General features: G+C 43.9%; 35 protein-coding genes and 1 tRNA gene. 14 read left to right on the top strand and 22 right to left on the bottom strand.

The features are described from left to right. Positions 1-5: 5 nt before the first annotated feature. The 4 genes from B0G85_RS03670 to B0G85_RS03685 are packed head-to-tail and all read right to left on the bottom strand — an operon-like array spanning position 6 to position 3,994. Positions 6-785: a phosphonate ABC transporter ATP-binding protein gene (locus tag B0G85_RS03670; protein WP_100379056.1), complete on the bottom strand. Its 780-nt coding sequence runs from the start codon at positions 783-785 to the stop codon at positions 6-8. 45 nt (positions 786-830) lie between these two features. Further along, positions 831-1,694: a putative selenate ABC transporter substrate-binding protein gene (locus B0G85_RS03675; protein WP_100379057.1), complete on the bottom strand. Its 864-nt coding sequence runs from the start codon at positions 1,692-1,694 to the stop codon at positions 831-833. Between the two features lie 53 nt (positions 1,695-1,747). After that, complete coding sequence (gene selD, locus B0G85_RS03680; protein WP_100379058.1) at positions 1,748-2,788, bottom strand: selenide, water dikinase SelD; 1,041 nt, start codon at positions 2,786-2,788, stop codon at positions 1,748-1,750. A gap of 48 nt (positions 2,789-2,836) precedes the next feature. Then, positions 2,837-3,994, bottom strand: a complete 1,158-nt coding sequence (locus tag B0G85_RS03685; RefSeq protein WP_100379059.1) for an SUMF1/EgtB/PvdO family nonheme iron enzyme — start codon at positions 3,992-3,994, stop codon at positions 2,837-2,839. 56 nt (positions 3,995-4,050) lie between these two features. On the opposite strand from B0G85_RS03685, the gene B0G85_RS03690 reads away from it, so the two are divergent. From B0G85_RS03690 to katG, 5 genes are all read left to right on the top strand, one after another. After that, complete coding sequence (locus B0G85_RS03690) at positions 4,051-4,695, top strand: LON peptidase substrate-binding domain-containing protein (RefSeq protein WP_100379175.1); 645 nt, start codon at positions 4,051-4,053, stop codon at positions 4,693-4,695. Continuing rightward, positions 4,695-4,973, top strand: a complete 279-nt coding sequence (locus B0G85_RS03695; protein ID WP_100379060.1) for a SemiSWEET transporter — start codon at positions 4,695-4,697, stop codon at positions 4,971-4,973. Before B0G85_RS03690 ends, B0G85_RS03695 begins: the two co-directional genes overlap by 1 nt. A gap of 156 nt (positions 4,974-5,129) precedes the next feature. Next, on the top strand, positions 5,130-5,789 hold the full coding sequence (locus B0G85_RS03700) for a peroxiredoxin (RefSeq protein ID WP_100379061.1): 660 nt from the start codon (positions 5,130-5,132) through the stop codon (positions 5,787-5,789). Positions 5,790-6,032: 243 nt separating this feature from the next. Beyond that, positions 6,033-6,569 carry a TIGR00645 family protein gene (locus tag B0G85_RS03705; protein WP_100379062.1) on the top strand — a complete coding sequence of 179 codons (537 nt, stop codon included), beginning with the start codon at positions 6,033-6,035 and terminating at the stop codon, positions 6,567-6,569. A gap of 172 nt (positions 6,570-6,741) precedes the next feature. Beyond that, a complete protein-coding gene (gene katG / locus B0G85_RS03710) occupies positions 6,742-8,892 on the top strand; it encodes a catalase/peroxidase HPI (RefSeq protein WP_100379063.1) in 2,151 nt (716 codons plus the stop codon). Positions 8,893-8,953: 61 nt separating this feature from the next. Here the strand turns inward: katG and B0G85_RS03715 are convergent, their stop codons facing one another. After that, on the bottom strand, positions 8,954-9,382 hold the full coding sequence (locus B0G85_RS03715) for a BLUF domain-containing protein (protein WP_100379064.1): 429 nt from the start codon (positions 9,380-9,382) through the stop codon (positions 8,954-8,956). 121 nt (positions 9,383-9,503) lie between these two features. After that, positions 9,504-10,190: a glutathione S-transferase family protein gene (locus B0G85_RS03720; protein WP_100379065.1), complete on the bottom strand. Its 687-nt coding sequence runs from the start codon at positions 10,188-10,190 to the stop codon at positions 9,504-9,506. A gap of 238 nt (positions 10,191-10,428) precedes the next feature. On the opposite strand from B0G85_RS03720, the gene yghU reads away from it, so the two are divergent. Beyond that, complete coding sequence (gene yghU / locus B0G85_RS03725; RefSeq protein WP_100379066.1) at positions 10,429-11,283, top strand: glutathione-dependent disulfide-bond oxidoreductase; 855 nt, start codon at positions 10,429-10,431, stop codon at positions 11,281-11,283. Between the two features lie 80 nt (positions 11,284-11,363). On the opposite strand, the gene B0G85_RS03730 is transcribed toward yghU, so the two are convergent. The 9 genes from B0G85_RS03730 to B0G85_RS03770 form a co-directional block, all read right to left on the bottom strand. Further along, a complete protein-coding gene (locus B0G85_RS03730) occupies positions 11,364-11,729 on the bottom strand; it encodes a hypothetical protein (RefSeq protein ID WP_100379067.1) in 366 nt (121 codons plus the stop codon). After that, the gene (locus B0G85_RS03735; RefSeq protein ID WP_100379068.1) at positions 11,726-12,034 is read right to left on the bottom strand and encodes a heavy-metal-associated domain-containing protein; all 309 of its coding nucleotides are present in this window, start codon (positions 12,032-12,034) and stop codon (positions 11,726-11,728) included. Before B0G85_RS03735 ends, B0G85_RS03730 begins: the two co-directional genes overlap by 4 nt. Before the next feature lie 19 nt (positions 12,035-12,053). After that, the gene (locus B0G85_RS03740) at positions 12,054-12,692 is read right to left on the bottom strand and encodes a hypothetical protein (RefSeq protein WP_232725918.1); all 639 of its coding nucleotides are present in this window, start codon (positions 12,690-12,692) and stop codon (positions 12,054-12,056) included. After that, entirely contained in the window at positions 12,689-12,970 is a 282-nt protein-coding gene (locus B0G85_RS03745) for a copper-binding protein (protein ID WP_100379069.1), read from the bottom strand. The genes B0G85_RS03740 and B0G85_RS03745 overlap by 4 nt, the downstream gene beginning before the upstream one ends. 68 nt (positions 12,971-13,038) lie before the next feature. Beyond that, positions 13,039-13,377: a hypothetical protein gene (locus tag B0G85_RS03750; RefSeq protein WP_100379070.1), complete on the bottom strand. Its 339-nt coding sequence runs from the start codon at positions 13,375-13,377 to the stop codon at positions 13,039-13,041. Positions 13,378-13,554: 177 nt separating this feature from the next. After that, positions 13,555-13,737, bottom strand: coding sequence for a hypothetical protein (locus B0G85_RS03755; protein WP_100379071.1), 183 nt, complete (start codon positions 13,735-13,737; stop codon positions 13,555-13,557). A 9-nt stretch (positions 13,738-13,746) separates the two neighbouring features. Continuing rightward, positions 13,747-13,977, bottom strand: coding sequence for a hypothetical protein (locus tag B0G85_RS03760; protein WP_100379072.1), 231 nt, complete (start codon positions 13,975-13,977; stop codon positions 13,747-13,749). Between the two features lie 223 nt (positions 13,978-14,200). Next, positions 14,201-15,727: a cryptochrome/deoxyribodipyrimidine photo-lyase family protein gene (locus B0G85_RS03765; RefSeq protein ID WP_100379073.1), complete on the bottom strand. Its 1,527-nt coding sequence runs from the start codon at positions 15,725-15,727 to the stop codon at positions 14,201-14,203. A 26-nt stretch (positions 15,728-15,753) separates the two neighbouring features. Further along, positions 15,754-16,356: an alternative oxidase gene (locus B0G85_RS03770; protein ID WP_100379074.1), complete on the bottom strand. Its 603-nt coding sequence runs from the start codon at positions 16,354-16,356 to the stop codon at positions 15,754-15,756. A gap of 251 nt (positions 16,357-16,607) precedes the next feature. Here B0G85_RS03770 and B0G85_RS03775 point away from each other — a divergent pair, with 251 nt between their 5' ends. The 3 genes from B0G85_RS03775 to B0G85_RS03785 are packed head-to-tail and all read left to right on the top strand — an operon-like array spanning position 16,608 to position 19,248. Continuing rightward, the gene (locus tag B0G85_RS03775) at positions 16,608-17,378 is read left to right on the top strand and encodes an ATP-binding cassette domain-containing protein (RefSeq protein WP_198508689.1); all 771 of its coding nucleotides are present in this window, start codon (positions 16,608-16,610) and stop codon (positions 17,376-17,378) included. After that, positions 17,371-18,927, top strand: coding sequence for an ABC transporter permease/substrate-binding protein (locus B0G85_RS03780; protein WP_100379075.1), 1,557 nt, complete (start codon positions 17,371-17,373; stop codon positions 18,925-18,927). Before B0G85_RS03775 ends, B0G85_RS03780 begins: the two co-directional genes overlap by 8 nt. Before the next feature lie 12 nt (positions 18,928-18,939). After that, positions 18,940-19,248 carry a hypothetical protein gene (locus B0G85_RS03785; protein WP_100379076.1) on the top strand — a complete coding sequence of 103 codons (309 nt, stop codon included), beginning with the start codon at positions 18,940-18,942 and terminating at the stop codon, positions 19,246-19,248. A 116-nt stretch (positions 19,249-19,364) separates the two neighbouring features. Here B0G85_RS03785 and B0G85_RS03790 read toward each other — a convergent pair whose 3' ends face one another. Continuing rightward, the gene (locus tag B0G85_RS03790; RefSeq protein WP_100379077.1) at positions 19,365-20,012 is read right to left on the bottom strand and encodes a PNPOx family protein; all 648 of its coding nucleotides are present in this window, start codon (positions 20,010-20,012) and stop codon (positions 19,365-19,367) included. A gap of 11 nt (positions 20,013-20,023) precedes the next feature. Then, on the bottom strand, positions 20,024-20,368 hold the full coding sequence (locus tag B0G85_RS03795) for an HNH endonuclease (protein ID WP_100379078.1): 345 nt from the start codon (positions 20,366-20,368) through the stop codon (positions 20,024-20,026). Positions 20,369-20,534: 166 nt separating this feature from the next. Here B0G85_RS03795 and B0G85_RS03800 point away from each other — a divergent pair, with 166 nt between their 5' ends. After that, on the top strand, positions 20,535-21,155 hold the full coding sequence (locus B0G85_RS03800) for a DsbA family oxidoreductase (protein WP_100379079.1): 621 nt from the start codon (positions 20,535-20,537) through the stop codon (positions 21,153-21,155). A gap of 144 nt (positions 21,156-21,299) precedes the next feature. Here the strand turns inward: B0G85_RS03800 and B0G85_RS03805 are convergent. Then, positions 21,300-21,374: transfer RNA gene (locus B0G85_RS03805), tRNA-Cys, on the bottom strand. An 85-nt stretch (positions 21,375-21,459) separates the two neighbouring features. On the opposite strand from B0G85_RS03805, the gene B0G85_RS03810 reads away from it, so the two are divergent. Continuing rightward, positions 21,460-21,855 carry a dihydroneopterin aldolase gene (locus tag B0G85_RS03810; RefSeq protein ID WP_100379080.1) on the top strand — a complete coding sequence of 132 codons (396 nt, stop codon included), beginning with the start codon at positions 21,460-21,462 and terminating at the stop codon, positions 21,853-21,855. Between the two features lie 95 nt (positions 21,856-21,950). On the opposite strand, the gene B0G85_RS03815 is transcribed toward B0G85_RS03810, so the two are convergent. The 3 genes from B0G85_RS03815 to B0G85_RS03825 form a co-directional block, all read right to left on the bottom strand. Continuing rightward, on the bottom strand, positions 21,951-22,331 hold the full coding sequence (locus B0G85_RS03815; RefSeq protein WP_100379081.1) for a VOC family protein: 381 nt from the start codon (positions 22,329-22,331) through the stop codon (positions 21,951-21,953). Between the two features lie 108 nt (positions 22,332-22,439). After that, positions 22,440-22,628 (bottom strand): hypothetical protein, encoded by a 189-nt coding sequence (locus B0G85_RS03820; RefSeq protein ID WP_100379082.1) that lies wholly within the window; start codon positions 22,626-22,628, stop codon positions 22,440-22,442. Positions 22,629-22,660: 32 nt separating this feature from the next. Continuing rightward, a complete protein-coding gene (locus tag B0G85_RS03825; protein WP_100379083.1) occupies positions 22,661-23,302 on the bottom strand; it encodes a hypothetical protein in 642 nt (213 codons plus the stop codon). Positions 23,303-23,616: 314 nt separating this feature from the next. Between B0G85_RS03825 and B0G85_RS03830 the strand changes: the two genes are divergently transcribed. Continuing rightward, the gene (locus B0G85_RS03830) at positions 23,617-24,084 is read left to right on the top strand and encodes a DoxX family protein (RefSeq protein ID WP_100379084.1); all 468 of its coding nucleotides are present in this window, start codon (positions 23,617-23,619) and stop codon (positions 24,082-24,084) included. An 85-nt stretch (positions 24,085-24,169) separates the two neighbouring features. Here B0G85_RS03830 and B0G85_RS03835 read toward each other — a convergent pair whose 3' ends face one another. Beyond that, complete coding sequence (locus B0G85_RS03835) at positions 24,170-24,622, bottom strand: hypothetical protein (protein ID WP_100379085.1); 453 nt, start codon at positions 24,620-24,622, stop codon at positions 24,170-24,172. Positions 24,623-24,720: 98 nt separating this feature from the next. On the opposite strand from B0G85_RS03835, the gene B0G85_RS03840 reads away from it, so the two are divergent. Further along, complete coding sequence (locus tag B0G85_RS03840) at positions 24,721-25,359, top strand: class II aldolase/adducin family protein (protein ID WP_100379086.1); 639 nt, start codon at positions 24,721-24,723, stop codon at positions 25,357-25,359. A 37-nt stretch (positions 25,360-25,396) separates the two neighbouring features. Continuing rightward, positions 25,397-26,761, top strand: coding sequence for a glutathione-disulfide reductase (gorA, locus tag B0G85_RS03845; protein WP_100379087.1), 1,365 nt, complete (start codon positions 25,397-25,399; stop codon positions 26,759-26,761). Positions 26,762-26,788: the final 27 nt, after the last annotated feature.

Genomic DNA, 26,788 nt, shown 5'->3' on the forward strand with positions numbered 1-26,788 from the left:
ACTCTTTAGGCAATGGTGGGGTGATTTTGCATCGGAAGCATCCCCATTTCAGAGGAATACAGTTGTTTGAGTAAGTCTTGCGTAACTTTCTCAGCAGGAAGATCAAAGGCAATTTCACCATTGCGAACACCAATAATGCGAGGAAACCAGCGTAGGGCTACATCTACAGCATGCAGGCTAGCCACTAGAGTAATCTTTCTCTCCTTAGCCTCATTCATCAGCTCACTAATAATGAGATCCGATAAAACGGGATCCATAGCGGATATTGGCTCATCCGCCAACAGCAGATCAGGTGCTTGATATAAAGCCCTTGCCACTCCTACCCTTTGCAATTGGCCGCCTGATAGACAATCACACCGCTCAAATAGCCGATCCGATAAATCTAATCGCTCCAGGCAGGCGCGGGCACCAGCAATATCCAAGGGATAGATCAGAGAGACGATGGATTTCCATAGTGGCCATTGACCGAGGCGCCCTGCCAAAATTGCCGTTATCACACGCTGACGTGATGGAATGGGTGGAGCCTGATGAACTAGACCGATGCGCGAACGCAGTCGCTTGAGTTCACCGCTTGACAAGCTCCACGGATTCTTCCCATTGAGTGCTACAGAGCCACCAGTTGGCTTTAAAGCGGTAACTAAGATGCTGAGTAAAGATGTCTTACCCGAGCCCGATGCCCCAATCACTGCAATGCACTCCCCAGCTTTAGCCGAAAGAGTGATGTTCTTAAGGGCTTGAACGCCATTTGTATGCTGAAAACTGAGCTGCTGTACTGAAAAATCCATTTGCTTATTTAACTTTTTCTTAATGACTTACTTGGCTCACCGGAGTTATTTAATTAAACCGGCAGATTGCGCAGCTTTTTCAATATCGTCATAGTTTGAAGACTTGGTAGTCACATACTTAGTCGCACGCTGTAAGTCCATTAACTCCTTATAACTAGGATTACTGGCCTCTAATTTTAGGAATGCATTGCTAATTTTTTTGACCAGTGCAGGATCCAGGTCTCCACGAACAGTCCAGTTGTAATCAAAATAAGTTGGCGTTGTAGAAAGCACTTTTACTTTCAATGCATTGGGATTTTTTGACTCAAGCAATTTATCCCACACAGAGATATTCAATGCGCCAACATCTGCTTTACCACTAGCTACGAACGCTACGGTTGCATCGTGTGCACCTGAGAAAGCAATATTCTTAAAATCTTTATCTGGGTTTACGCCAGCTTGCATTAAGAAGTAGCGCGGCATTAGGTGGCCAGAAGTCGATGATGGTGAACCAAACGCAATGGTGCCGCCCTTAAGCTTGAGCTCAGGCAAAGTCTTGACAGTGCTGTCAGCCGGGACGATGAACACGCTTCTGAATTTTTCATCTTCTACGCGTTGAATGATCGGTAATGCTGTTCCATTTGTTCTAATTTTTGTCTGAACATAGGTAAAGCCACCAAGCCAAGCCATATCAATCTTTTTAGTTGCCAAAGACTCAACAACAGCAGCGTAGTCAGTCACGGGAGTGAACTCTACTTTCATCCCAGTCTCTGCTGCTAAATAATCACCCAAAGGCTTAAATTTGCGCTGCAGTTCTGTTGGCGCCTCATCAGGAATAGCAGAGATTCGCAAAACATTTTGGGCGTTTGCCTGTAAACCCATCACACCAAAAATAAAACAAGCCGCAGCATATCGAAGAAACGTTTTCATATTAATTTTCAATTTCTGAATAATTTCAATAGAAGTAAAAAAGTTAAAGTTGTTTACGCGACTGAGACCCCAGATCCCAAGACGAACTGGCCAATCTTTTTCGCGCTATTAAATCCACCTGCCTGCAAAATAGAGAGTACTTCTGCTTCTGCTTCTGGCGCACAAGAAATCAATAATCCACCGCTGGTCTGGGGGTCCGTTAAGACATTCTGTTGCCAAAGCGCGATATGCTGAGCTAGCTTCACCTCGTCGCCAAATCCAATCCAGTTACGAGTAGACGCCCCCGTATAAATATCTGCCTGAACTAATTTGATTGCCTCTTCCACTACCGGAATGGCATTCCATTCCAGCTGCGCCTCTAATTTAGCGCCTCTTGCTAGCTCGAGAAGGTGTCCAGCTAAGCCAAAGCCAGTCACATCTGTTAAGGCATGTACGCTATCGAGCTGGGCCAATGCCACACCTGGTTTATTGAGCTTTGTTGTTAAGGCAATCATCTCTTGGTAGCCGGCATCTGAAAGTTTTTCTTGCTTTAATCCAGCAGACAAAATCCCAACCCCCAATGGCTTACTCAAAATAATACTGTCGCCTAATTGGGCGCCGCTGTTCCGCTTGAGTTTTTTAGGATCCACCACGCCAATCGCGACTAGGCCATAAATAGGCTCAACTGTGTCTATGGAGTGACCACCGGCAATCATGATGCCGGCATCGTTGCAAACAGATTCTCCACCTGCCGTAATCTGCTGAATAACCTCTAGTGGCAAAACATTGATGGGCATGCCCAACAAAGCAAGTGCAAATAAGGGCTGAGCGCCCATGGCATAGATATCTGAAATGGCATTGGTTGCTGCAATCCGACCAAACTCAAATGGATCATCCACAATTGGCATAAAAAAATCGGTAGTCGCCACAATCGCCTGGTTCTCATTGATCTGATAAACAGCTGCATCTTCGTTATTGTCAGACCCAGCTAGTAATGCAGCAGGGATATTGCGGATTGGTGAAGCTTTCAGAATATCGCTGAGAACGCCCGGCGCAATTTTGCAGCCACAGCCGCCGCCGTGAGATAAAGAGGTGAGACGACCGTTATAGGACATAAATATTCATTTAATTGAGAGATTGATTAAGGAAGTAGCTTACTCAATTTAGAGCAAACACGTACGAAAGCCGCAAAAGTGATCGCTGCGGCTAGGTTTATAAAAATTACGCAGTGCCGGACGTCGCATACGCTCAGGCGTGTAGGCGCTCCACCCTTTAAGCACTTGATAGCTACCATCAAACCAAGGCTGGGAATAATCCGCGTAAGGATCCGCCGTAAAGCCCGGGAACGGTGCAAAGACGCTGGTAGTCCATTCCCATAAATTGGAAGCCTGCCATACCTGGCTCTCTTGTGACAGTAGTAAGCTTAATTCATACTCGGTAGGCATGCGAACGCCTGCCCACTGACAATATTGCTCAGCATCTGCATAAGCGATGTTGCGAACCGGCTCATGAGGGATGAGTGGACTCCATTGATCAAAAGTACGCTCCATCCAGACTGCACCTTCTTTTTTCCAATGCCCCAGAGGAATTAAAGGGTTGATCTTTGATTGATTCTGATCTGACTCAAGAAACGCTAAGTAAGCAGCATTACTGACGGCCTGCTGTGCAATAGAAAAGGCAGGTACAGCTACTGGATGCTCCCACTTCTCATTATCAAAGATAAAGCCGCTGTACGGCCTTGAACCTGCAAACACCGTAGTCTCTGCAAATGTAATATAGGCATTAGAGGGGGATGTGGATGGCGAGACCTCTTTTTTACCGAAGCGCTCAAACGGAGCGGCATACCCTAGCGTATGCCACATATAGGCGAATGCTTCATTATGCATATCTTGATGAAAGATCGCCAGCTGAATAAAGTACAGATCCTCTGCTGATAAGGCCTGCTTCAAGAGACATTGGGTGCGCCAGACGACTTGTGCATTAAATTCTAGCAATGCATCAATTGAGGGCATTGCAATGCTCCACCGATCGGCATGAGCAATATCTGAGGAATTGAACCAATAATCGGCATTTTGTAAAGCAGATGGGGATTGATCGCTACCCTTGCGCTGAACCCAAAATTCATGGAACCAGGTGAGGTGCCCAAATTCCCAATAGGGAGGATTCACAATATCAAGTTGCGGGACCAATTCTTGACCAGCTTGCAGATTTTTCAGAATCGAACATGTCAGCGCATTGGATTCTCCCAGCCATTGAGCTAAAAGTAGTGGATCTGGAGAGGGGCCATAGCAGTGGTGATCCGGCAAGGGAAGATCGTACATCCTCTTATTTTAGAGCTATGCCAGCAAAACTTCCCTAAATCCTTTACATTTGAATGATGACTAATACCATTGCCGACACGCAAACAATTCCCTTATTTCCCCTAGGCACCATTCTTTTTCCAGATGGCATCATTGCCTTGAAAATTTTTGAAGCGCGCTATCTCGATATGATGAAGCGCTGTCTTCGCGAAAAAACAGAATTTGGCGTCATCAGCATCGTTAATGAAGATAATCTGAGCTCAGATAACCCATTAGCGGCTTTCTCTCCAATGGGTACGCTTGCTCAAATTGAAGACTTTGACCCCATTCAGCCCGCCTTGTATATGACCAAGTCCTTCGGCACCAGACGCTTTAAGCTTATCAGCGCCAAACAAGAAGCAGACGGTCTGTGGTTGGGGGAGGTAGCGATGATGGATAACGATCCCCTCATGGCAATTCCACCAGAACATCAGAAAGTAGCTACCCTCTTAGAAGAAATCATCTCGGTGATTAAGAAAGAAGATTTATTGGGCGATGCTCCATTTAAAGAGCCATATAAGATGGATGACTGCGGCTGGGTGTCGAATCGACTCGCGGAGCTTTTACCAATCTCATTAGCGCAAAAGAATCATTTGCTCTCTCAAACCAATCCCAGAATCCGACTGGATCTCGTCACTGAAATTATTGAAGATGACCAACTAAAGAATGTCATTGTTCACTAATGGATTTCGATAACATCCTGGGCTTCATAGCAGCTGCCATTACGACTGCAGCCTTCATTCCGCAAACCTATCGCTCAATCACTACCCGCGATCTGTCGGGCATCTCATTGGGAATGTATACCGCATTTACATTCGGAGTCTTTTTGTGGATCATTTATGGCATTCGGATCGGTAGTGGCCCTATTCTGGTCGCCAATATCATTACCTTTGGCTTATCTGCCACTATTCTGTATCTTAAAATTGAACATTTACGTAACTCTGATCAGAAATATCACTGAATTAAAGCAATATAGCCTAATGATCGTTGCTGGTGAGGCCTATATTCCAGCTGAATATAAGTGCATCACTTTTTAATCGCTTGCAATACGCACAATAGGACTACAGTAATGAGTGATCTACAAAATCATGTCCCCTTACCTTCAGGAAAATAAATAATGTCTCTCAGAATAAATGATGTTGCACCCGACTTTACTGCCGACTCTACAGCTGGAAAGCTAACACTTCATGAATGGATTGGCGATCACTACGCTATCTTATTTTCCCATCCAAAGGATTTCACACCCGTATGCACCACAGAATTTAGTGCTGTAGCTCAGCTATCTTCGGAGTTTGAAAAGCGGAACACTAAAGTGATGGGCGTCTCTGTTGATAGTGTTGAAGAGCATCTGAAATGGAAAAAAGATATTGAGGCTACTGCTGGTGTGCCAGCCAACTTCCCGATCATCGATGATCGCTCATTAGAGGTTGCCAAGCTCTACAACATGTTGCCTGCAGAAGCATATCTACCAGACGGTAGAACCCCAGCCCATACAGCGACTGTTCGAACGGTATTCATTATTGGACCCGATAAAAAGATTCGCCTAACGATCTCTTATCCAATGGCAGTGGGTCGTAATTTTGCTGAGATCTTACGCGCTTTAGACGCCATCCAAATAACTGATGGCGCACCAATTGCCACCCCAGCCAATTGGCAAATAGGTCAGGATGTGATTGTGGGCTTAGCCTTAACTGATGAAGCAGCCAAAGAGCGATTTGGCGCGCTAGATATTAAGCTTCCTTATTTACGTTTTGCCAAGGCGCCCACCAAAAAATAATCTGCACTCGATCAAAAAAAACCGCTTCTGGTGAAATACAGAAGCGGTTTTTTACTATTGAAGCCCTTTGCAGCAGTAATCAAACCACTCCTTGGGCGTGCGGAGACGACTAGATGAACCGCCACCAAAGCACAGAACAATAAAGTCATACAGCTGGGGTAATATTCAAGCTAGATTGAAAGTATGATCTTTTAAATATTGAATATTTTCACGTCAAGAATTTACCCCTAGGATAAAAATATTATGCCAGTTGAACTTTCTGATTTAGAGAAAAAACTAAAGCCATTACCAAAATGGATCTTTATGACGCGGTGGTTGCAGGCGCCGCTATACATTGGCTTAGTAGTCGCTCAAGCAGTCTATGTTTGGCAATTTTGGGTAGAGCTAGTGCACCTCATTTCACTCTTAGTTCAGAGAATGCCGTCTGAAACTGAAATTATGTTGGTGGTACTGGGACTCATTGATGTTGTCATGATTTCTAATTTACTCGTCATGGTCATCGTAGGTGGGTGGGAAACTTTTGTCTCTCGCTTAGAGCTAGAAAATCACCCCGATCAACCAGAGTGGTTGTCTCATGTTAATGCTGGGGTTCTAAAGGTAAAGTTAGCAACTGCCATCATTGGAATTTCATCGATTCACCTATTAAAAACGTTTATTAATGCATCAAGCTATGATGAAAAAACATTAATGTGGCAGACTTTAATTCACTTGACCTTTGTTTTTTCAGCTCTAGCAATTGCTTACACTGAAAAAATTACTGCTTCTGCCAAATCACATTAAGCACATGAAATGCATGATCACTCTTGAGCAGCTTGAGCAAGCTGCTCAAGTCCCGATACTAGTTCCAGCACTATCGCTTTATTAGATAAGGGATATTTATTTAAATCGTTAGGCTTATGCTCACTTAAAGCGCATGATGAATCCACAGTAGTTCAATCAATAGGAGATTCATATGTCGTCAAAAGGAATGTGTCCAGTCGCTCATGGGGCCAATACCGAACAAGGGGATAGCCCCGCTTGGTGGCCCAAGTCACTCAATTTGGATATATTGCATCAACAAGATGCCAAAACCAATCCCATGGGGTCTTCGTATGACTATCGAGATGCGCTAAGAACGTTGGATGTCGATGCCCTCAAGAAGGATATGAAGGCATTGCTATTGGATAGCCAAGATTGGTGGCCAGCAGACTGGGGTCACTATGGCGGCCTCATGATCCGGATGGCATGGCATTCAGCTGGAACCTACCGCATTGCAGACGGTCGCGGGGGTGCAGGCACAGGCAATCAACGCTTTGCTCCACTGAACTCCTGGCCCGATAATGTCAATCTAGATAAGGCCCGTCGCCTGCTGTGGCCTATTAAAAAGAAGTATGGCAATCAAATTAGTTGGGCAGACTTAATGATTCTGGCTGGCACTATTGCCTATGAATCTATGGGTCTCAAAATATTCGGATTTTCATTTGGTCGTGAAGATATTTGGCATCCACAGAAAGAGGTCTATTGGGGGTCTGAGAAAGAATGGTTACAAAAAAGTGGTGGTGAAGGTAGTCGCTATAGCGGTGAGCGCGATCTGGAGAACCCATTAGCTGCTGTCATGATGGGGCTCATTTATGTCAATCCAGAAGGTGTTGATGGTAACCCTGATCCCTTAAAAACCGCTCAAGATATTCGTACTACTTTCTTGCGTATGGCAATGAACGATGAAGAAACTGTTGCCCTGACTGCAGGTGGTCATACCGTCGGTAAATCACATGGTAATGGTGATGCCGCTAATTTAGGCCCTGTACCGGAGGCTGCTGATATTAATGAGCAGGGCCTAGGCTGGATGAATCATCAGACTAGAAGTATTGGTAGAGATACTGTCTCCAGCGGTATCGAAGGCGCCTGGACAACCCACCCCACACAATGGGATAACGGCTACTTCCATTTACTACTCAACTATGAGTGGGAGCTCACTAAGAGTCCTGCGGGTGCTTGGCAATATGCGCCCATCAACATCAAAGAAGAAGATAAGCCGGTCGATGTTGAGGATGCAACGATTCGCTGCAACCCAATGATGACCGATGCCGATATGGCTATGAAAATGGATCCGGAGTATCGCAAGATCTCGGAACGGTTTTACCAAGACCAGGCCTACTTCTCTGAGACCTTTGCACGAGCTTGGTTTAAGTTAACCCATCGTGATATGGGTCCAAAGGCAAGGTACTTTGGGCCAGATGTTCCCAAGGAAGATTTAATTTGGCAAGATCCAGTACCCGCAGGAAATACACAGTACGATATTCAGGCAACGAAGACCAAAATCTTAGCTGCAGGTCTATCTAGCGTTGATATGATTAATACTGCCTGGGATAGCGCTCGCACTTATCGAGATTCAGATAAGCGTGGGGGTGCAAATGGCTCTCGCATTCGTCTTGCGCCACAAAAAGATTGGGAGGGTAATGAACCTGAGCGACTCTCCGCTGTCTTAGCTGCATATGAAACTATCGCCAAGGACACCGGAGCAAGTATTGCCGACATCATTGTTCTAGCGGGCAATATCAGTATTGAGCAAGCCGCTAAAGCAGGTGGTTTTTCTGTGCAAGTTCCCTTCACTGCTGGACGAGGAGATGCCACACCAGAAATGACCGACATTGAGTCATTTGAAGTGTTAGAGCCCTTAGCCGATGGTTACCGCAACTGGCTTAAGCAACACTATGTTGTTACGCCCGAGGAGCTACTACTCGATCGTACACAATTGATGGGTCTCAGTGCGGTAGAGATGGTCGTCTTAATCGGCGGTATGCGGGTCCTTGGCACCAACTACGGTGGCACGAAACATGGAGTATTCACAGATCGGGAGGGCGTTCTAAGCAATGACTTTTTCGTCGCTCTGACTGATATGGGCTACACGTGGAAGCCGACCGGTCGAAATAGTTACGATGTGGTTGATCGCAAGACAGAAAAAACTAAGTGGACAGCAACGCGAGTAGATCTTGTTTTAGGATCTAACTCGGTCTTGAGATCCTATGCTGAAGTCTATGCACAGGACGACAATCAGAAAAAGTTTATTGATGACTTTGTGGCATCATGGACTAAGGTAATGAATGCGGATCTGAGTCTATAACTTGTATTGGTGAGGCATGAGTTGAACAGTAAAGAGAGGGGGCACATTGCTGCTCCCTTTTTTATTGCTTTTTAGCTCCATCTGATACGGAGCGCATCGCTGCCAACAGCTCAACATCATGATTAGGAATGCCATCGAGTAGGCCTGTCAGATGGGGAACATCTTTAGCGATCAAATCACCGCCATAGAATCGGATACCCCAATTCGGAAAGGCTCGTTCTTGAATGCTATTAAAAGCAAGCTGGCGAACAATCTGATGCCGATAGTCCTTCTGAATTTTTCCCCAAATCTCTTGAACATCGGCTCTTTTGCCCTCAATAATTTGCGAGAAAAATTGATTTTCATAAAAAAGAACGCCCGTGAGACCGTGGTCGTCATTCCATTTTAGAGAGACATCAAATAAATGAATCAAGCTGGACAAACCCATATCTTGGGTCGCCTTACTGATATAACTTAATTCTATCAATTGATCTGGGTGCTCTAAATCCACTCTACTCCTCAATGTGTCGGAAACCGCTCATAGACATTAAAATTCTATTCTTTTATATCCGTGAAAAGTATAAGGATTACCCTTAAGTTTTGTTTTTAATATTTAATTAGACAAATGTAAACTATTTATTTAGGCGTTCATTGGCAGGAAAGAGATTTTGCAATGCGTCTTTGTCCATTTCTACTTTAAAAGCATGCTGGGTTTTAATGGCCTCAGCCTTTTGAGCTGCAGGCCTAGCATTAATTTCATCTAACAATCGCTTGACATTGGGTAGTTGCTCAAAAGCATCAGCTCCCAATACAAATGGAATAACCCTGGCCCAACCCCATACAGACATATCGACTATGGAGTAGCTATCAGCCACCATATATTGTCTAGCCGCCAAATGTTCATTGATAATTTTCCAATGACGCCAAGCTTCAAAATCATAGCGATTCACAGCATATTCTTTTGGCTCAGGTGCAAAGTGCTTGAAATGCACAGCTTGCCCACAATAGGGTCCGATGCCCGTGGCTACAAACATAAGCCATGAGAGCATCTCTGCCTTAATTTGAGGAGTGCTTCCTGGTAAAAATTGTTGATATTTTTCTGCCAAGTAAATTAGGATGGCGTTGCTATCAAAAACCCGAATATCACCATCCAAAAGAGCTGGCGTTTTTGCATTTGGATTGATCCGCATAAAATCAGGTAGGTGCTGCTCACCCTTACGAGTATCAACGGCAACTACCTCATATGGAATGTTTGCCTCTTCCAAAAAAAGTGCCACTTTAAGTGGGTTTGGTGAGGGATGAAAAAATAGCTTAATCATTAAATTCTCCTGGGGGATGGCTTATTTTTTAATTGTCCGCCGATATAGATAGTCAATCTAACACAACCCTATGACGATGCGACATTCGATCAAATGGGGCCCATCATCGATGTATCCACTAGGTATATCGATAGAATCAGGCAAACTGAAAAACGAACACTGCATCAGTGCTTGGTCTTATGATGCTAGCTAATTAGCCTAATAAAATATAGCTGTTTACCTACCCCTGGAGAGAAAAATGACAGATTCAACCCAATACAATCCCCCTCAAGTTTGGGCCTGGGAAAAACCAAATGGGGGTGAGTTCGCCAGTATTAATCGGCCGACCGCTGGAGCAAGAGAGGAAAAAGAATTACCTATTGGGCGACATCCCTTACAGCTGTATTCCATGGGCACCCCCAATGGCGTCAAAGTGACCATCATGCTTGAGGAGCTTCTTGCTCTGGGTCATCAGGGCGCAGAATACGATGCGTGGCTCATTAAAATTGGGGACGCTGATCAATTTGGCTCTGATTTTGTCAAAATTAATCCCAATTCTAAAATTCCCGCTCTTCTTGATCGTGGCACATCAACACCTATTCGCGTGTTTGAATCGGGATCTATTCTGTTTTATTTGGCAGAGAAATTTAATGCCTTTCTTTCTAAAGACACTGCAACTCGAACAGAAACAATGAATTGGTTATTTTGGCAAATGGGTAGCGCTCCATACTTAGGGGGTGGCTTTGGTCATTTTTATTCCTATGCTCCCTTTAAGATGGAATACCCGATTGATCGATTCGCGATGGAAGTAAAGCGGCAGCTTGATGTTTTGGATCAACGCCTGGCAGTCAGTGAATATTTAGCCGGTGATACTTACACCATTGCAGATATCGCAAGCTTTCCCTGGTATGGCGCACTAGCCAAAGGATTGCTCTATGGTGCTGGGGAATTTTTGAGTGTTCATGAGTATGTCAACGTTCAACGCTGGGCCGATACGATACTGTCACGTCCAGCGGTAAAGCGGGGTCGTATTGTGAACCGCACTTGGGGTGAGCCTCTACAGCAACTGCTTGAGCGTCATGCCGCCAGCGACTTTGATGGTAAATCGCTTTAAGGCATCAAATTCCATGGCTGGTTGAGCATCCAGCCATGGAACGACACTATTTTTATCTCACTTTAAATTTCTACACTTCACTAACTAAAGATAATCGGTGCAATAAAGGCGAAGAATCCACCGACCAGGTAAAGCCCCAAACTCAATAGATAGATCCACTTGGAGGCTGCTCTTGTTGATCTGCATGCCTCTCGCTGGTCAATTGGACAGGCCATATTTCTTGATCGATATTGCACTATGCCGCTAATGAATAACATGGCACCAGAAAATCCAAAAATCAGCTCTTTATTTTCACTCACCCAAACGATCTTGGGAAAAATAGTGACTGCAGCAGATAGAGTGGCACCAGCTCCAATAGATACTAGTAGAGCGGGAAGAGCACAGCAAATCAGAGTCGAAGAGCTCGATAGTAAAGTGATCAAATTAGCAAAATATCGCTTGTTCATTTATTGATCTCTGCAATCGACTTCTGAATCAGGCTAGCACTGACCACCTCAAATCCAGAATCAACGATTTCTTCTTTAATGAGTTTCTCATTTAAGGTTTTACCCTCTTTAGCTTGTACTAGAACTAATTTCTTTTTCAAATCAACAGTGACCGCCGCAGTTTCAGGTAGTGCCTTCATGCGCTTTTCAATACCTTGGGCGCAGAAGGCGCAAACTAGACCATTTACCGTCAAACTCATCGTGGTGGTTGCAAACGCTTGAACAGAGATAGCCGAAAGGGCTAGAGCAAATATCATTTTTTTCATGATCATTTTTCCTAAAAAGTTAGTAGGTATACATAAAGTTAATACGAGGCTGGCCTTGTAGGTTTGCCCCTAATTCCAAAAAGTAGCTTTTGTCGATAATGCGCAGCATGGGGGTGTACTCATATTTTGGTGATACAAAAGACATGCGCCTTGCTTCAATAATGAGCCATGGCTGCGCTTCATCGTAGTTAGTTTCATAAAATGAAAAGCCCGTTCTAAATGAGGTATTGATGCTACTGGCGTTATTAGCAAATGATGACTTAACCGTTGCAGCCCCATAAATTCGGGTGGTCTCATAATCCACCTGAATGCCGGGAGATACAGTCGGCTTTGTAGTAGCTGATTGATTAGTCTTCATTTCTCCAGCGCCTAAAAATAACCAAACGTTAGCTTGTGCATCCGATAAATTCCAGCGATGCGCAAGGCGAGTGTAGGCGAGCTCATTGGTCAAAGATGTTCTTGAGCTACTATCTGTTTGCTGATACACGCTGGTAATGCCGATGGCATCTTTTGCAGTAACAGAGTAGTTAAACCCTAAATCTGTACTAGTTTTTGAATAATCAGCCATTCCCATCATGCCGTCCTTATAGGCTAATGGTGCCGCCATGGCATTAAAAGAGCTCACTATCAAAACAGTCAGTAAGGATTGCTTAATCACTTGACCCTCTCTATCTGGCTGATTTCCATATAGCCGTTAATTTGCTTAAGCTGAAAGCGAATTTGGTCGTTGGGTTGGTATTTAGAGATATCAACGCTTTTACTAATATCAAAGGACATACTCATCGAAGGCATGCCAATTGATTTAATTTCGTCATGCTTTAAAAATAAACGGCTTTTGCTAGCATCAACCCGAATTACCTGTGCATTAGTCCATTCGCCCGAGGCATGAACCACAGTGGCAACTACAAACAATGCTGCAAATATGATTTTTTTCATACGAAACTCCTAATTTTCTGTAAGTAAGTTCAAAGCGCCCAAATTTTGGACGGACTACGGGATTGAACTTAAGAAATAGGTGGTTTTGCGAGTAACTGGGTTGGCGCCGAATCCTTTAAGGAAGCATTTCCTAAGGGTGCACCATTTGGAATGTCACTAAGACTATGAGACGCGTCTTGATGGGGAATAGCTGCTATACATAGATCGCAACCAGGATGGTCTTTATCGGAGTGATTAGATGGGTCATGCTGACCAGCATGGTGGGAAGTATGACCGAGATCAGAGGCTGCGTGCTCAACCGCTACCTCTTGGGCGATACTTTTACTCAAGCCAGCTACAGGCATGCCCGCCGCATGAATGAGGCTGGAAAATAAACTTAGGCAGATAAGTAAACAAATACGGCGCATGTTTAGATATTAAGCCTTTTTGATAGATTCTGCTTAATTAGCGGCATTCTCACAAGCAAACCTTAAAAGCATACTTTCTCAACTAATCTTTGTCCTGAAACTCTCTAACCGTGAGGACTAGTCCAATAATTAGTAGCAAAAAGATGAATATTGCTGGGTAGAGGAGATCACTAAATATCATGATTTCTTCCTCATCAGTGCGCACAGCTTGAAATAGATCCCAAATGTAAATATTGCTGGGATCCAAATCGCTGTGAAGATTGCCTGCATCTGGTCTTTCAGTACAAACCACATATAAGCTGAAACAACAAATGAAAGCATCACTGCCAAAATAATAAAAAAGTCTGATGGTTTGAACATGTTTTTTCCTTAAGTCTGTTGTTCTTGTAAGTCAAAAAAGAAATGCGTGGCAGCGCTAATTAAGCAACCAGATATAGCAATAGAAGCAATAATTCTTATGCCAGACGAAATTCCGAACGAAAAAATTTCAAAATCGTAGGCACCAATCAAGCCCAGCAACAACATTAAACAACCAATCAGCGTTAGCGCATAACCAATCAGAATGGCTAATTTGTAAGGGGTTGTTTTGCTGGTTTGCATATTAAAGTTTAAGGTTAGAGGCAATCTGAACTGCGCTAATTTAGTACTTAAATTCGGTATTACGGTAATACTATCTGAAAACCAGAGAAGAAGGTGCTAGGCAAATGAACATGGTACAAAAACACCCATATGCCTTATCTGCTAGACGTTAATACACCCTAATAAATATAGTGTAGGGGTGGCCTGCTGCTGCATAAGGCCAAAGAAGCCGTCAGTTTCGCCGTTAAAAATCAAAGCCTAGCTGCTCTTTAGAGTCAGATTTCTTTAATGAGGAGCTCTTGCGTTTAATTGGCTTCTTACGTGAAGCATGCCTTTCAACAACGCCTTGCTTGCCAGCCCTCACCTCTGGCTGTTGACGCCTGCTATGAATCCGGCTCTTAGACTCTTTTGTCGCCAAGCTAAGATCTACTATTGGTAGCGCTATCTCAACCCCAACCTGAACGCCAGCATCTGCCTGAAGCTGTGGCGTCATGAGCCAAGGCTCAAACAACCAGGAATGAGGCACTGCGCTCATATGTGGTAACCACTGCCGCACGAAACGGCCGTGGGGGTCGTGATCCTGGGCCTGTTTAATAGGGTTGTAAACCCGGGTGGTATTAATTCCCGTCGTACCTGACTGCATTTGCAGTTGGCTCCAATGAATACCTGGCTCGTAGTCTAGAAACTGAGTGGCCAACCACTCCCCTACCGGGCGCCAATGAAGCCATAAAGGATAGGCAGCAACAGAAACCAGCATCGCTCGCATCCGAAAATTCAACCACCCTGTTTCTCGCAACATGACAACGCAGGCATCCACCATCGGCCAACCGGTTCTACCTGCCTTGAGGGCCTCAAAGTGCGCTTGATTAAAATCATGCTCACGAAGCCCATCATAACCAGAGTGCATGTTTCGCCACTCAATAGCAGGCTCACTTTCTAACTTTTGAATAAAGTGACAGTGCCAATACAGGCGACTGACAAAAGCAGATAGGCCCGCTCGATGTCTGATGGCTTGTGGTGGTAACTGCTCCATATATTCATAGGTTTGCTGCACAACTTCGCGCATGCTAATGCACCCCCAAGCTAAATATACGGATATGCGCGAACAAGCATTGGGAGCCGACAGTGGTGAAGAGATGCCACCTCGATAACCTAGGCTGCGGGCATTCAAAAAGCTATGAAGCGTTGCAAGGGCAAGCGCCCTTCCGCCTCTTAATCTTTGTGGTGGGTTGTGCTGCAGGTGACTTGGAGCCTTCATTTGCCAAACATCTAAGCCAGGACTCTTCCAAAAAGTAAGGCCCACTGGATGTTGCATAGGAGCTGCCATGTGCTTTTCCCATGCCCCCTGCCATAAATTGCGGTTTTTTATACCTCGCACAACACCAAACTGTGGATACTCAGTCCAATGTACTTGATGCGCTTGACACCAGGCGGCCACCTTTAAATCACGCGAGTAAGTAAAGCCGTTACCAGTTTCTTCGTGTGAATGCAGGCGGTGAAAAGGAGCCTCTTGCCATAGGCGTTGCAGCACTTCGCTTAGCTCACCCTGATGAATTTCTATACAGCCGCCCTGAAGGCGAAGGTCTGCATCGAGCACCCTCAATGACTCATGTACAAACTCAAAATGTTGCAAAGCCATGTCTGGCTGCAGCCAAAGCTCAGGCTCAACAACATAAATACAACGCACAGCACCCAGACGTGCAGCTTGCACTAGTGCAGCATGATCCTGACAACGCAAGTCCCTCTTAAACCAAACCAGCTCATAACCCATCAGAGGCGCGCAGTAACTATGTTCATTTATGCCAAGGCATCAAACTCATCAGCATACGCATGGTTTACTTCGCTATGCCCCTGCTCATCGGCCCGTACTGCAATAATCACATCACGCAATCTAGCGTCTACTGGTAAATTCCAATAATCAATTGCAATTTTGGGTGCGGCAATATTTAAGTGAGGATTTTCATCAATCTGCTCTAAATATTGAGTGTAGCTAATGACCGCCTCCTCCTCAAAATAGCCAATCATTCTGTGGGCCGTTCTTGGTGCGAAGACAAAAAGCACAAAGTAAAAATGCCAAAAAAGAAACTGTGCAAATAAGATTAAATTTCTCTCTAATTTAGTGGGTTGTGCAATTTCAATAAACGTCATCAAATGCATGCGCTCATTTTCAGCCTCGCCTAATAAAGTTCGGATCTTTGGTCCGTAACCTGTTTTCGCTTGCCGCAAGCTTTTAAGGTGTATCCACATACCAGAAACCATTCCCGGTACCGCTGCCACTGTCTCAAGCACAACTGCGCGATGCCCGTAACGCTTAGAAAAGAAAGTATCTGCCAATAAACGCAATGATCTAGTAATGCCGTAGGCAATACGATCGCTAAAAGTATCTAGTTGTTTTTTCATTATTTTTTCCAATGATCATTACCCGTAAATTATGTTCTTAATCGGTGGAATTTGCAGAGCAAGGCAGGTATCTGGGTCAATTAGACCTGTAGCGCGATTCAATCAGTCAATTGCGATTTCAGGCTTCCGCATTTAAAATCCGATTTTAATAGCCTTGGTGGCATTATTGCTATTAATGACTACTAACCCAACGGGTAGTGCTGGATAACAATTTTCACTTTGTCCCCCCTAATTTTAAAGCGAGAATTCTTTTGATTGAGCTGGACCACATCAGTAAGCGCTATCAAAGCTCAGTTGATCCCGTTATTAATGACGTTTCACTCAGCATCGCCACTGAATCATTTATAGCTTTACTAGGGGCCTCCGGTTCTGGCAAAACGACAATTCTGAAAACAATTAACCAGCTCATTCAGCCTAGCAGCGGAGAAATCAGAATCAATGGAATACCTACAAGCTCGCTGAGCCCACCTATTTTGCGCAGGGGAATTGGTTACGTATTTCAGGGTTCGGGCTTATTTCCGCATTTAAGTATTTCTGAAAATATTGGCATCACGCCAACCCTCTTAGGCTGGTCACAACACAAGATTAAGCAGCGGATAGAAGAACTACTCAAAATGGTGGAATTACCGCAGCATTTTGAGAGCAGGCTACCACACCAATTATCTGGTGGTCAGCAGCAAAGAGTTGCCATTGCCCGCGCTTTAGCCGCCTCCCCTCCTATTTTGTTAATGGATGAGCCTTTTGGTGCACTAGACCCTATAACACGCGATTCTTTAGGAAGAGAGTGTCGCGCACTACACGAAAGGCTTAAGCTGACAACGGTAATGGTGACACATGATATCCAAGAGGCGCTGCTACTGGCCGACAGAATCATCATCATTAAAGCAGGTCAAATCATGGCGGATTTTCCATCTCATTTAGCGCTAGAGCAAACGAATACTGATGTCCAAGCAATGATGGATGTTCCCTTACGCCAAGCAAAGCAATTACAAGAAATGCTCAAGGCTAAAGCCCATGAATGAGCAAATTTTACTAGCCTGGAGCCAGCTACCGCTTTACTTGACTCAGCATATTTTGCTATCGGCATCAGCGATCCTGCTTGCGTTCGTAATTGGTTTTCCGTTAATGATTATTTGCACTAAAAGCACCTATTGGCGTAATGCATTACTCAGTAGCGCTGGTGTCATTCAAACAATTCCGGGATTGGCCTTGTTAGCATTGTTTTACCCGCTATTACTCGGCCTATCAAAAATAACAGATGCTTTGTTTTCGCTTACATTGCCAGCATTTGGTTTTTTACCGTCGCTATTGGCGCTTGCCTTATATGCCCTACTACCGATATTGCGCAATGGAGTCGCCGCCCTGTCTGGGATAGATCCTTTAGTCATTGAAGCCGCAGATGGCGTTGGTATGACTGCCCAGCAAAAATTATGGCAAGTTGAATTACCGCTTGGTGCGCCAGTGCTCATGTCTGGTATTCGCATAGCAACGGTGTGGACTATTGGGGCAGCTACTTTGGCAACCTCAGTGGGGCAAGTTAGTCTGGGCAACTATATCTTTTCCGGCCTGCAAACTGAAAACTGGGTGTCGGTATTGTTCGGCTGTCTTGCCGCCTCAATACTGGCTCTTGTGGCTGATTTCGCACTGAGCTTAGTCGAAACCGGTTTAGTACTTCGGCAACGAAAGAGGCTCTCTTTAGGAATATTGATATTAGTAGTTGGCGTCTTGTCAGCCCTAGTTCCAGCCCTTAGCAGGCCAAAACATGACTATGTCGTAGGGGCTAAAAATTTTAGTGAACAATTTATTCTTGCTCAACTCATTGATGATCGCCTGCAATCCATGGGAGCCAGTGTTCAGCAGAGTACAAGTCTAGGATCAGCAGTAGTATTTAAAGCGCTTGCTAATAATGAAATTGATGTTTATGTAGATTACTCTGGAACACTCTGGAGTAACGTATTAGGCCACACCACAAGGCCGCCCCGCGCGCAGCTTATGGCGAAACTCCGTCAAGAGCTACATACTCAATACGGCGTTACTTTGCTCGGTAGTTTAGGGTTTGAGAATGCTTATGTATTGGCCATGAAAGAGCATCAAGCACAAAATAGCAACATCACTACCATCAACAACCTCTCTGAAAAAGCCCCTAATCTCAGACTAGGCTCAGATCTTGAATTCTTAAGTAGGCCCGATTGGGCGCTACTAAAGTCAGCCTACAAGCTATCATTTAAAAGTGAAAAGTCGTTTACGCCGACCTTAATGTATCGCGCCTTAGAAAGTGATGGAGTAGATGTCATCTCTGCATTTTCAAGTGACGGTCGCATTCAAGCGCAACAGTTACGCATTCTGACTGACTCATTAAATGCAGCACCTTCGTATGACGCAGTCGTTCTCATAGCGCCAAAGCGCGCTAATGATGACTTCTTACGTAAAGCCATCTCCCCACTGCTATCCGCTATTGATGTGACACTAATGCAAGAAGCAAACTATATGGTCGATCGGGAGAAAAATAAGGCCACCATTAGTCAAGCAGCTGAGTTCTTAAAAAAACAGCTAGTCATTTCTGGAAAATAGACAAAAGATCTGATGAATCTCTTAAGTTATCCAAATAGACCAATAATCAAAACAGGCGCGGTCATTTTTTTAATGGCTTGCCTCAATACTGGACACACCATGGAAAATAGTAATCATTCAATTTCTGTTACAGCGCCACCAACGTCGACGATGGCAGCGATGGCACGAATAATCCAAGCCTGCCAATCATTTCTGAGCAACGAGAACACAAAAGATTTTGATACAGGACTGTGCCTGGGCATCATTACTGGCGTTGAAGATAATGCGCGCTATGATAAAAAATCTGTATTCCAACAAAAACTGTTATGCGTCAAAAAGTAGAGGTCATTTTGACATTCATACAAAATAATCCATCACTCATACATGCAGGCTTTGCATCCAATGTCTTTGATGCTTTAAGTACCCAGTGGCCCTGTACTACCAAGTAAGTCCAATTCTCAAGGCTGAAGATGGACAACTCGACCATCAGGCGTGACTCGCGCGCGGATATGGCTCTCACGACCAAGAGATAGCCAATCCATTGACTGCACTGCAAAAGTCAGTACAGTTAAATGATGATCTTTACCCTTCTGGCTCTCTTGCTTATTTTGGCTATTTTGACCTGCTTCCGCATCATTTAAAAAAAGACTTCCAGGTGCCACTCGACTCAAATAATCTTTTGAGGCCCTCGACTGGCTTACCTTAAGCCAAGCGGCATCCACTAATGCGCCTGAGGTGTGCACTCTTGCCTGCGTGGATATACGTAACTGCCAATGCAATCTGGCACTCCAAAAAACAAATTGAGCGGTGTCCGATTTCATTAACTCTGCACATTTGGGGCTTCGTGCATCGGTATATACGGCTAATGCCCACGAGACTGGGTCTGCGTTTCGCAAGACTACGGTGCGAACTTGAGGTGTGCCATCTATTCCCGTAGTCGCTAAAGCCGGTGTCTTCCAGTCATGATGACGATCGTGTGTAGCCCGTGTCAACTCTTGCCAAAGACGCTCTACTAAGTTTTCTGGAGGCATTTGAATGCTGTCTACTAGAGCGATTTCTATAGGATCGGGCATAGGGGCAATGGTTTTCTGATGGTGACTATCCATTGAGCGCGCTTTTATAAGCGTCCTTTGTCACGACTACGTCGAATGGTCGCATTGAGATCAGCGGGCTTATCCTTAACCCAATCAATAAATTTAATGATTTCTGGGTGAGCGCTCAATGCTTCAATGCTGGGGTAATGACGAGCTAATTGCGTTTCCGTTAAAAGCGCATGGATCTGTCTGTGACACAAACGATGCAACAAAACCGTAGCAACACCACCGCGGGATTTTGGAACCAAATGATGCGCATCTTGCTGGGATTGTGGAATTAATCTCAAACACAAAGGACAGACCACCTCAGCAGGCAAGCAAAAAGGCTCTTGTATTACGGCTTGGTTTCTCTTGATGCGTCCAATCATAAGAGCAAATTCTAAACCGACTCGTCTTAATTTGCTCGAGCGAAAAAAAGGACATTCAGCCTATTAATGAAGCAATTGGGCCGCTGAAAGCTGGGCAATTTAGGGGTCAACTAAGAGAAATGTATGCAACAATAAATCACTCATCTTTTAAAAATAAGCCAATTCAATGATTCAAATACAAATTTGGGGCGACTTTGAGTGCCCTTACTCCTATCTTCAAACCTTAGCACTGATGAAATTGACGAAACACTATTCAAATCAGATTGAGGTTTTATGGAGAGCGCCCGAGTTGAATACTTCGCGCGAGAACGCTGCGCCCAGCAAGAGCTATGTCGAAAATTTAACCATTGCCTTAGCTGAGCCTATTGCCCAAGAAAATACGCTGACATTAAATGCCCCAGTACTACTAAAGGATACTTGGCTAGCACAAGAAAGTGCTTGTTATGCAAACCAGCAGGGCTTGTCTTTACCCTTCGCGCTTGCTGTATTTGAAGCCGTATTTTCAAAAGCTGTTGATATTAGCATTGAAGAAGAAATACTAGAAATTGCTGCGCAGGTAAATATGAATGCCGAGCGCTTACGTGATGGCCTTAATAGCGGCATCTTAACCAAGCAAACCCTATTAGATGCTGACGAGTTCAAGACATACGGCTTTCAAGGCGTTCCAGCCATGCTCATTGGTGAGAAGAACTTTTCACCAAGAAGTTTTAGTCCGATTACCGGCTATACAACATTTGAGGAGCTTGTCGAGCTAATCCCAGCAAACTCATTGATTGGCAATAAATAATCACAAAATCAAATAGCAATCAAAAAGTGACGAATGAATCTATATAAAAAACTCATCTCAATCAAAAGAAGTATTGAGCGAACTTTTGATGATATCCAGAGTTTTATTAAAGCCAATTTACGGTAACGAATTTACAGTAAATTGTGGAGGCGGAATCCTGGAATCGAACCAGGGTATACAGCTTTGCAAGCTGCAGCATAACCACTCTGCCATTCCGCCATTTTTAAGAACTATTTTCTTTGTTACTGTTTAAGCAGTATATCCAATTGATGTCAAAAGCGTGCTAAATCATTTAAAGAAAATTATGAACTCCATAGCGACTATAGAATTAAGAAATCTTGAATTAAACACGCAGATTGGAAGCTATGCTCCTCACGCGACAATACCTAAAAAACATCTTTTAGATATGACCTTATGGATTGATCCACAGCTCATCATGATTTCCGAGGATAAGATGGAACATGTCTTTGACTACGATCCACTCATTGTTGATATCGAGCTATTGGCAAAAGGATACCATTACGAAACTCAAGAGAGGCTATTAACACTCATCATTCAAGCCTGCGCTAGCTATCTCGCTATTGAGTCATTGGAGATCAGCCTAAGAAAGTTACCGGTCAGCTTAGATTCTGGTGAGCTGGGTATTCGATTAAAAGTAGACAACGAAACTTTAAGCCAATTAAGGGTAAAAACAGGCTAGGCCTGGAATAACAAAAGAAACCCATGGCAAATCACTTAGAAGCAATGGGTTTCAATTGAAATTATTTTCTAATATCCCCGACCTATTGGATGCTCTTATTTAGGAGGTCTATGCATTGCACAAATTTTATTGCCAGCTGGATCTCTTAGCCAGGCGATATAAACTGTGCCCGCTACACCCTCACGATAACCAGGGTCGCCCTCACATGAAGTTCCGCCATGGGCAACACCGATGGCGTGAAAAGCATCCACATCTGCCAAAGACTTCGCAGCAAAGCCAATGGTGCCGCCGTTAGCATGGGTAGCCTCATTTCCATCTATCGGCTTTGTAATTGCAAATACGCCACCTGGTCCACGATAAAAATATTTGTCATGGCTAAAGGTACCTGGCTTTATTCCAATAGCCCCTAGAGCAGCATCATAAAAACCTCTGGAAACTTCTAGGTCGTTTGCACCCAACATAATATGACTAAACATGTTTTTTCCTATTTGTTAACTATTGATAGATTAATAAGCGTTTAATGGTGAAGCAATGCTGATGCACTATTGATGCCGAAGTAATGTTAATTAGGTAGTGCTAATGGCCTAATTTAAGGGCTCAGCTAGGGTTGCCCGTAACAGAGTATTGCGAATAAATTGCTTTTCATAATGACGATTACGCCTAGACTTCTTAGCTAGCGAACGTTGCCCTCTTCGCTTGTCACAAACGATACTTCCGAGTTGACTCAGATCATCGAGATCTTGTATCTGATTAGGAGAATTGCGAAGAGCCATAAATAATGTCAAAAACTCAAGGAACTGAAAGTTTAATCAGTTTTCTTTAGAAAAATTTGTGCCGTCATTTTTCCTGCAAAAATCATATTTAACTGCACACCATCATTACCTTTCACAACGTCAATACCGTCCTTCTCAGCAGGCGATGTTTTTTCTAAAATCAACATATTAGCCGGCCAATCCACCCTTAATTTAGCAGCCATGGGCAAGTAACCGTCAAAGTAACGACGCATCAGCGGACCTGCATTCAGCTTAAAACGACCATCCCCTAACTGATCCAGCGCCCTAGACTTCAAACCAATACAGATTGAGGCACCCCGCTCGACATCCGTCAACACTACTTCATTGTCTTTAACCACAGCCGAGGTCATTTTGTCCAAACTTTGAATAGCGATAGCCTGTATGCGCTCAGGATTAAAAACAATGACTACCTTAGCAATTGGGTCTAATTGATAGTGGCAAGTAGCAATCTCCACACTCCCCGTTTCTAGGCTTTGGGGGGTAATTTTTACCCGAGACTCATAAGAATAAGCGCCAGGATCAGGTCTCACCTTCAAATACTTAATTTCACCCTCAAGGGCAAGGTCACTTATTTCTAATGCCAGGCTAGAAAAACTACCGCTAAATAGACAAATGAATACAGCGATAGGAGCTAAGTTCTTTGATATCAACATTTGCCTGTAGGCCTGTATTTTTTAAGTTCATTAATAAACATAAATCATACGCACTTTATAAAGAGCTTGTTTGATAGATCAAAAGGGGCTGAAAATGCAGTCATTGAAGCCGTTTATGAAAGCCTGGCTTAATAGATGAGTAGCTAAAGCCTATGGTAGGCGTGGCTTAAGCACAATACTCATTTCTGCTCTATATTGACCAAGTTGATTCATACCTTTCTCAACTGATAAAAAGTTCACCACCCACCATCTAATACGCGAGACAGTTAGGCTTGCTTGACAATTTGGCAGCCATTAAAGAAAAATAAAAGAAAATGAAAGAGCAGACGTTAAAAATCTATTGGAAGTTATTGCCGGATTTCAGTTGGAGTCATTTATTGCTGCGCATTCCACTCGCAGTGGTATTTCTCGAGCAAGGCTTAAGTAAGCTACCCTTTGATCCGTCGGTTGGGGCGGCCTTTGCCATACCTAAACTTGTGTGGTGGGTAGTGACTTACGGTGAGATCGCGGCTGGCGCCGGACTGTTAATTGGAGGCCTCGCCTCACTTAATCTGATACGTAACATTCCCTATGTAGCTGAATTAGGCGATTTGATTACGAGATTTAGCGGCATCACTATGTGCTCTATTTCAACAGGTGTTATTTGGATAGTATCGAAGCCCGAAAGTTTGACCCAAGTTATTCTTTACGACAACTTACACGTATTTTTATGGGTAGGCGGGCTTTACTTTGCCCTCAGAGGCAACTGGGCGGTAGCGACAGATAAGAAGAAATCGCTTTAACAGGGTACTCTTGCTTTTTTATAAGCAAGAGCCCAATTTAGCCGCTGTTTAGCAATAAAGCGGCAAGAAGCAATTTTTAATTGAACTAATTATTTAGCTCAACGCTGACTTTTAACTTCTCTGCATTTGTAAATAGATGTCCACAAACCACGCTGTCTACCGTCGTAACACAGGTATCAGGGCTTTCCTGCCATATTGCCCCCTTAATTATTGAGTGACATTTCTTGCAGGTAAGACTCCAGCCCTTAAAGATGCTTGTCACTTGATAATCCGCGAACTTTACAAGGTAAATAGCAAAACCTATATTTTCTGTTAGTTGCTTTTCATTTGTAATAATTGTTTCAAGAACAGCATCACCGTTGATTGTCGTTTTTGTTCTATGAAAAGCAGTGGATTTGTTAGCGAGGTCTGATGCAGGGGTGGTCGAATAAATGATCGTGAAAGCTTGAGAGGGTGGCATCAGATGCACTTCTAGGCTTTCATCCTCAAGCATGTTTTGAATTTTTTGAGAAAAATATTCGGTATCTTTATTAATCATTTTTTCATCATCAATACAAAAGAATTAAAGAGTACAGTGGATTGAAGAATATTTCATTTTGCATTGCCACCATATTTTATAAATAGAAGGAAAAGTATATGTTAGAAACTATTTGCGATGTCATGTTGGATGCCTATCAGCGGAACTGGATTACCAGTCGTGATGGAAACGTCAGTATTCGACATCACGACAGAGATCATTTTTATATTACGCCTAGTGGTATTCGTAAGCAGACCTTGCAGCCCGATCAATTTAAGAAAATTAAGATCGTCAGTGGTTCCGAGTCAAATGAATATTCATGGGAAGAGATGGAGCATACCGCTATTAGTAGCAGACTCACACCTTCCGGTGAAATTCCCTTACATTTTGGTCTTCAAAAAATGATGGGGCAACATCAAGATGAAGTTCGTGTAGTTGTCCACGTACACCCTACCTACTGTATTGCAGCAATGCATGCTGGCATTGATCTCTCCACTATCAGTACTGACTTTCCAGAATTAAATCGCTATACAAAGGTAGCTGCAAACGTGGGAGATGTCCCACCAACCAGCCAGAAACTCGCGGATGAGTGCTTTACTAAGTTAGCCTTAGATAAGCAAGGAAACATCAAATACGACATCGTCGGCATCAAAGGTCATGGGGTTGTTGCTATTGACTCTAGCCCGTGGAGTGCCTACGAGCATATCGAACGACTTGAGCATATTTGCAAAATAGTGTTGGCAAGTAAAAACTTTTAACAATAGGCTTCCATTTCACTTCTTTGTTTAGGTAACTATGAAAAATTTTGACTTAATCGTTATTGGTGGGGGATCCGGTGGTGTGCGGGCAGCACGTATCGCCGCTAACCATGGGGCCTCAGTTGCATTAATTGAGGAATATAGACTGGGTGGCACCTGCGTCATTCGGGGCTGTGTTCCAAAAAAACTGATGGTTTACGCCAGTCGTTTTGCCCATGATTTTGAGGAGGCAAAAGGCTATGGCTGGGACTTTGATAACGCGCGCTTTGATTGGTCGACATTAAAACTGAAAAGAGATCAGGAGGTTGCCCGATTAGAAGCAATCTATCGGAAAAATCTTCTTGCCGCTGGTGTAGTTATTTATGAAGGTCATGCCAGTTTCGTAGATTCAAAAACGATTCAACTGTCAGACAAAGAAATGCTTACCGGCAATACCATCCTAATAGCTACTGGTGGCGTACCAGTGCAGAATGATAGTTATGAAGGCGCTCAATACACAATCGACTCGAATGAATTTTTTGACCTAGAGAAGCAACCTAAAAAAGTAGTCATTCATGGGGCTGGGTATATTGCCCTGGAGTTTGCCTGTATTTTTCGATTACTTGGGTCTGAAGTAGACGTTGTCATTCGAGGTGAAAACATTCTCAGGGGATTTGATAAGGATATTCAATCGCAACTTACCAAAGAATTACTCATGTCCGGAATTAATCTTCATTTTTCTAACAATATTAAGGCCATCAAAAACGAGGGCGGATCGTTTACGGTTGCATTAAATGATGGTGCCCTTCTGGACTCAGATTGTGTTTTACGCGCTATTGGACGGGTTCCGAATACCACTGCTTTGGGCTTAGAGAAGATTGGTATCGCATTGAATAACCAAGGAGCTATTGTCGTCAATCCCTTTTCCGAGACCACTGTTACCGGTATTTATGCTGTCGGCGATGTAACTAATAGAGTTAATCTGACCCCAATGGCTATTCGTGAGGGGCATGCCTTTGCAGATACCGTATTTGGGAAAACGCCACGGGTAGTGGCTCATGATTTAGTTCCAACCGCAGTCTTTACAACTCCAGAAGTTGGTGTTGTGGGATTAACAGAAGAACAAGCATTAAAGCAATTTCCAAAGCTGGATGTTTACAGCACGGTTTTTCGGCCAATGAAGGCCACATTATCGGGCTCAGATAGTAAGGTTTTATTTAAGCTGCTCGTTGACCGAGTCACTGACAGGGTGCTGGGTTTTCATTCGATCGGCCACGACACCGGAGAAATGATTCAACTACTGGGAGTCGCTTTGCAAATGAAGGCGACTAAAAAAGACTTGGATGCCACGCTCGCAGTACACCCCACCGCTGCAGAAGAATGGGTCACCTTTAGGGCACCCACTACGCAGCACAATTTGTAATTAAAAAAGGGGGATGTGGTTTAGACT

The organism is Polynucleobacter brandtiae, from assembly GCF_002797575.1.
In the GTDB taxonomy this organism is placed as follows: domain Bacteria; phylum Pseudomonadota; class Gammaproteobacteria; order Burkholderiales; family Burkholderiaceae; genus Polynucleobacter; species Polynucleobacter brandtiae.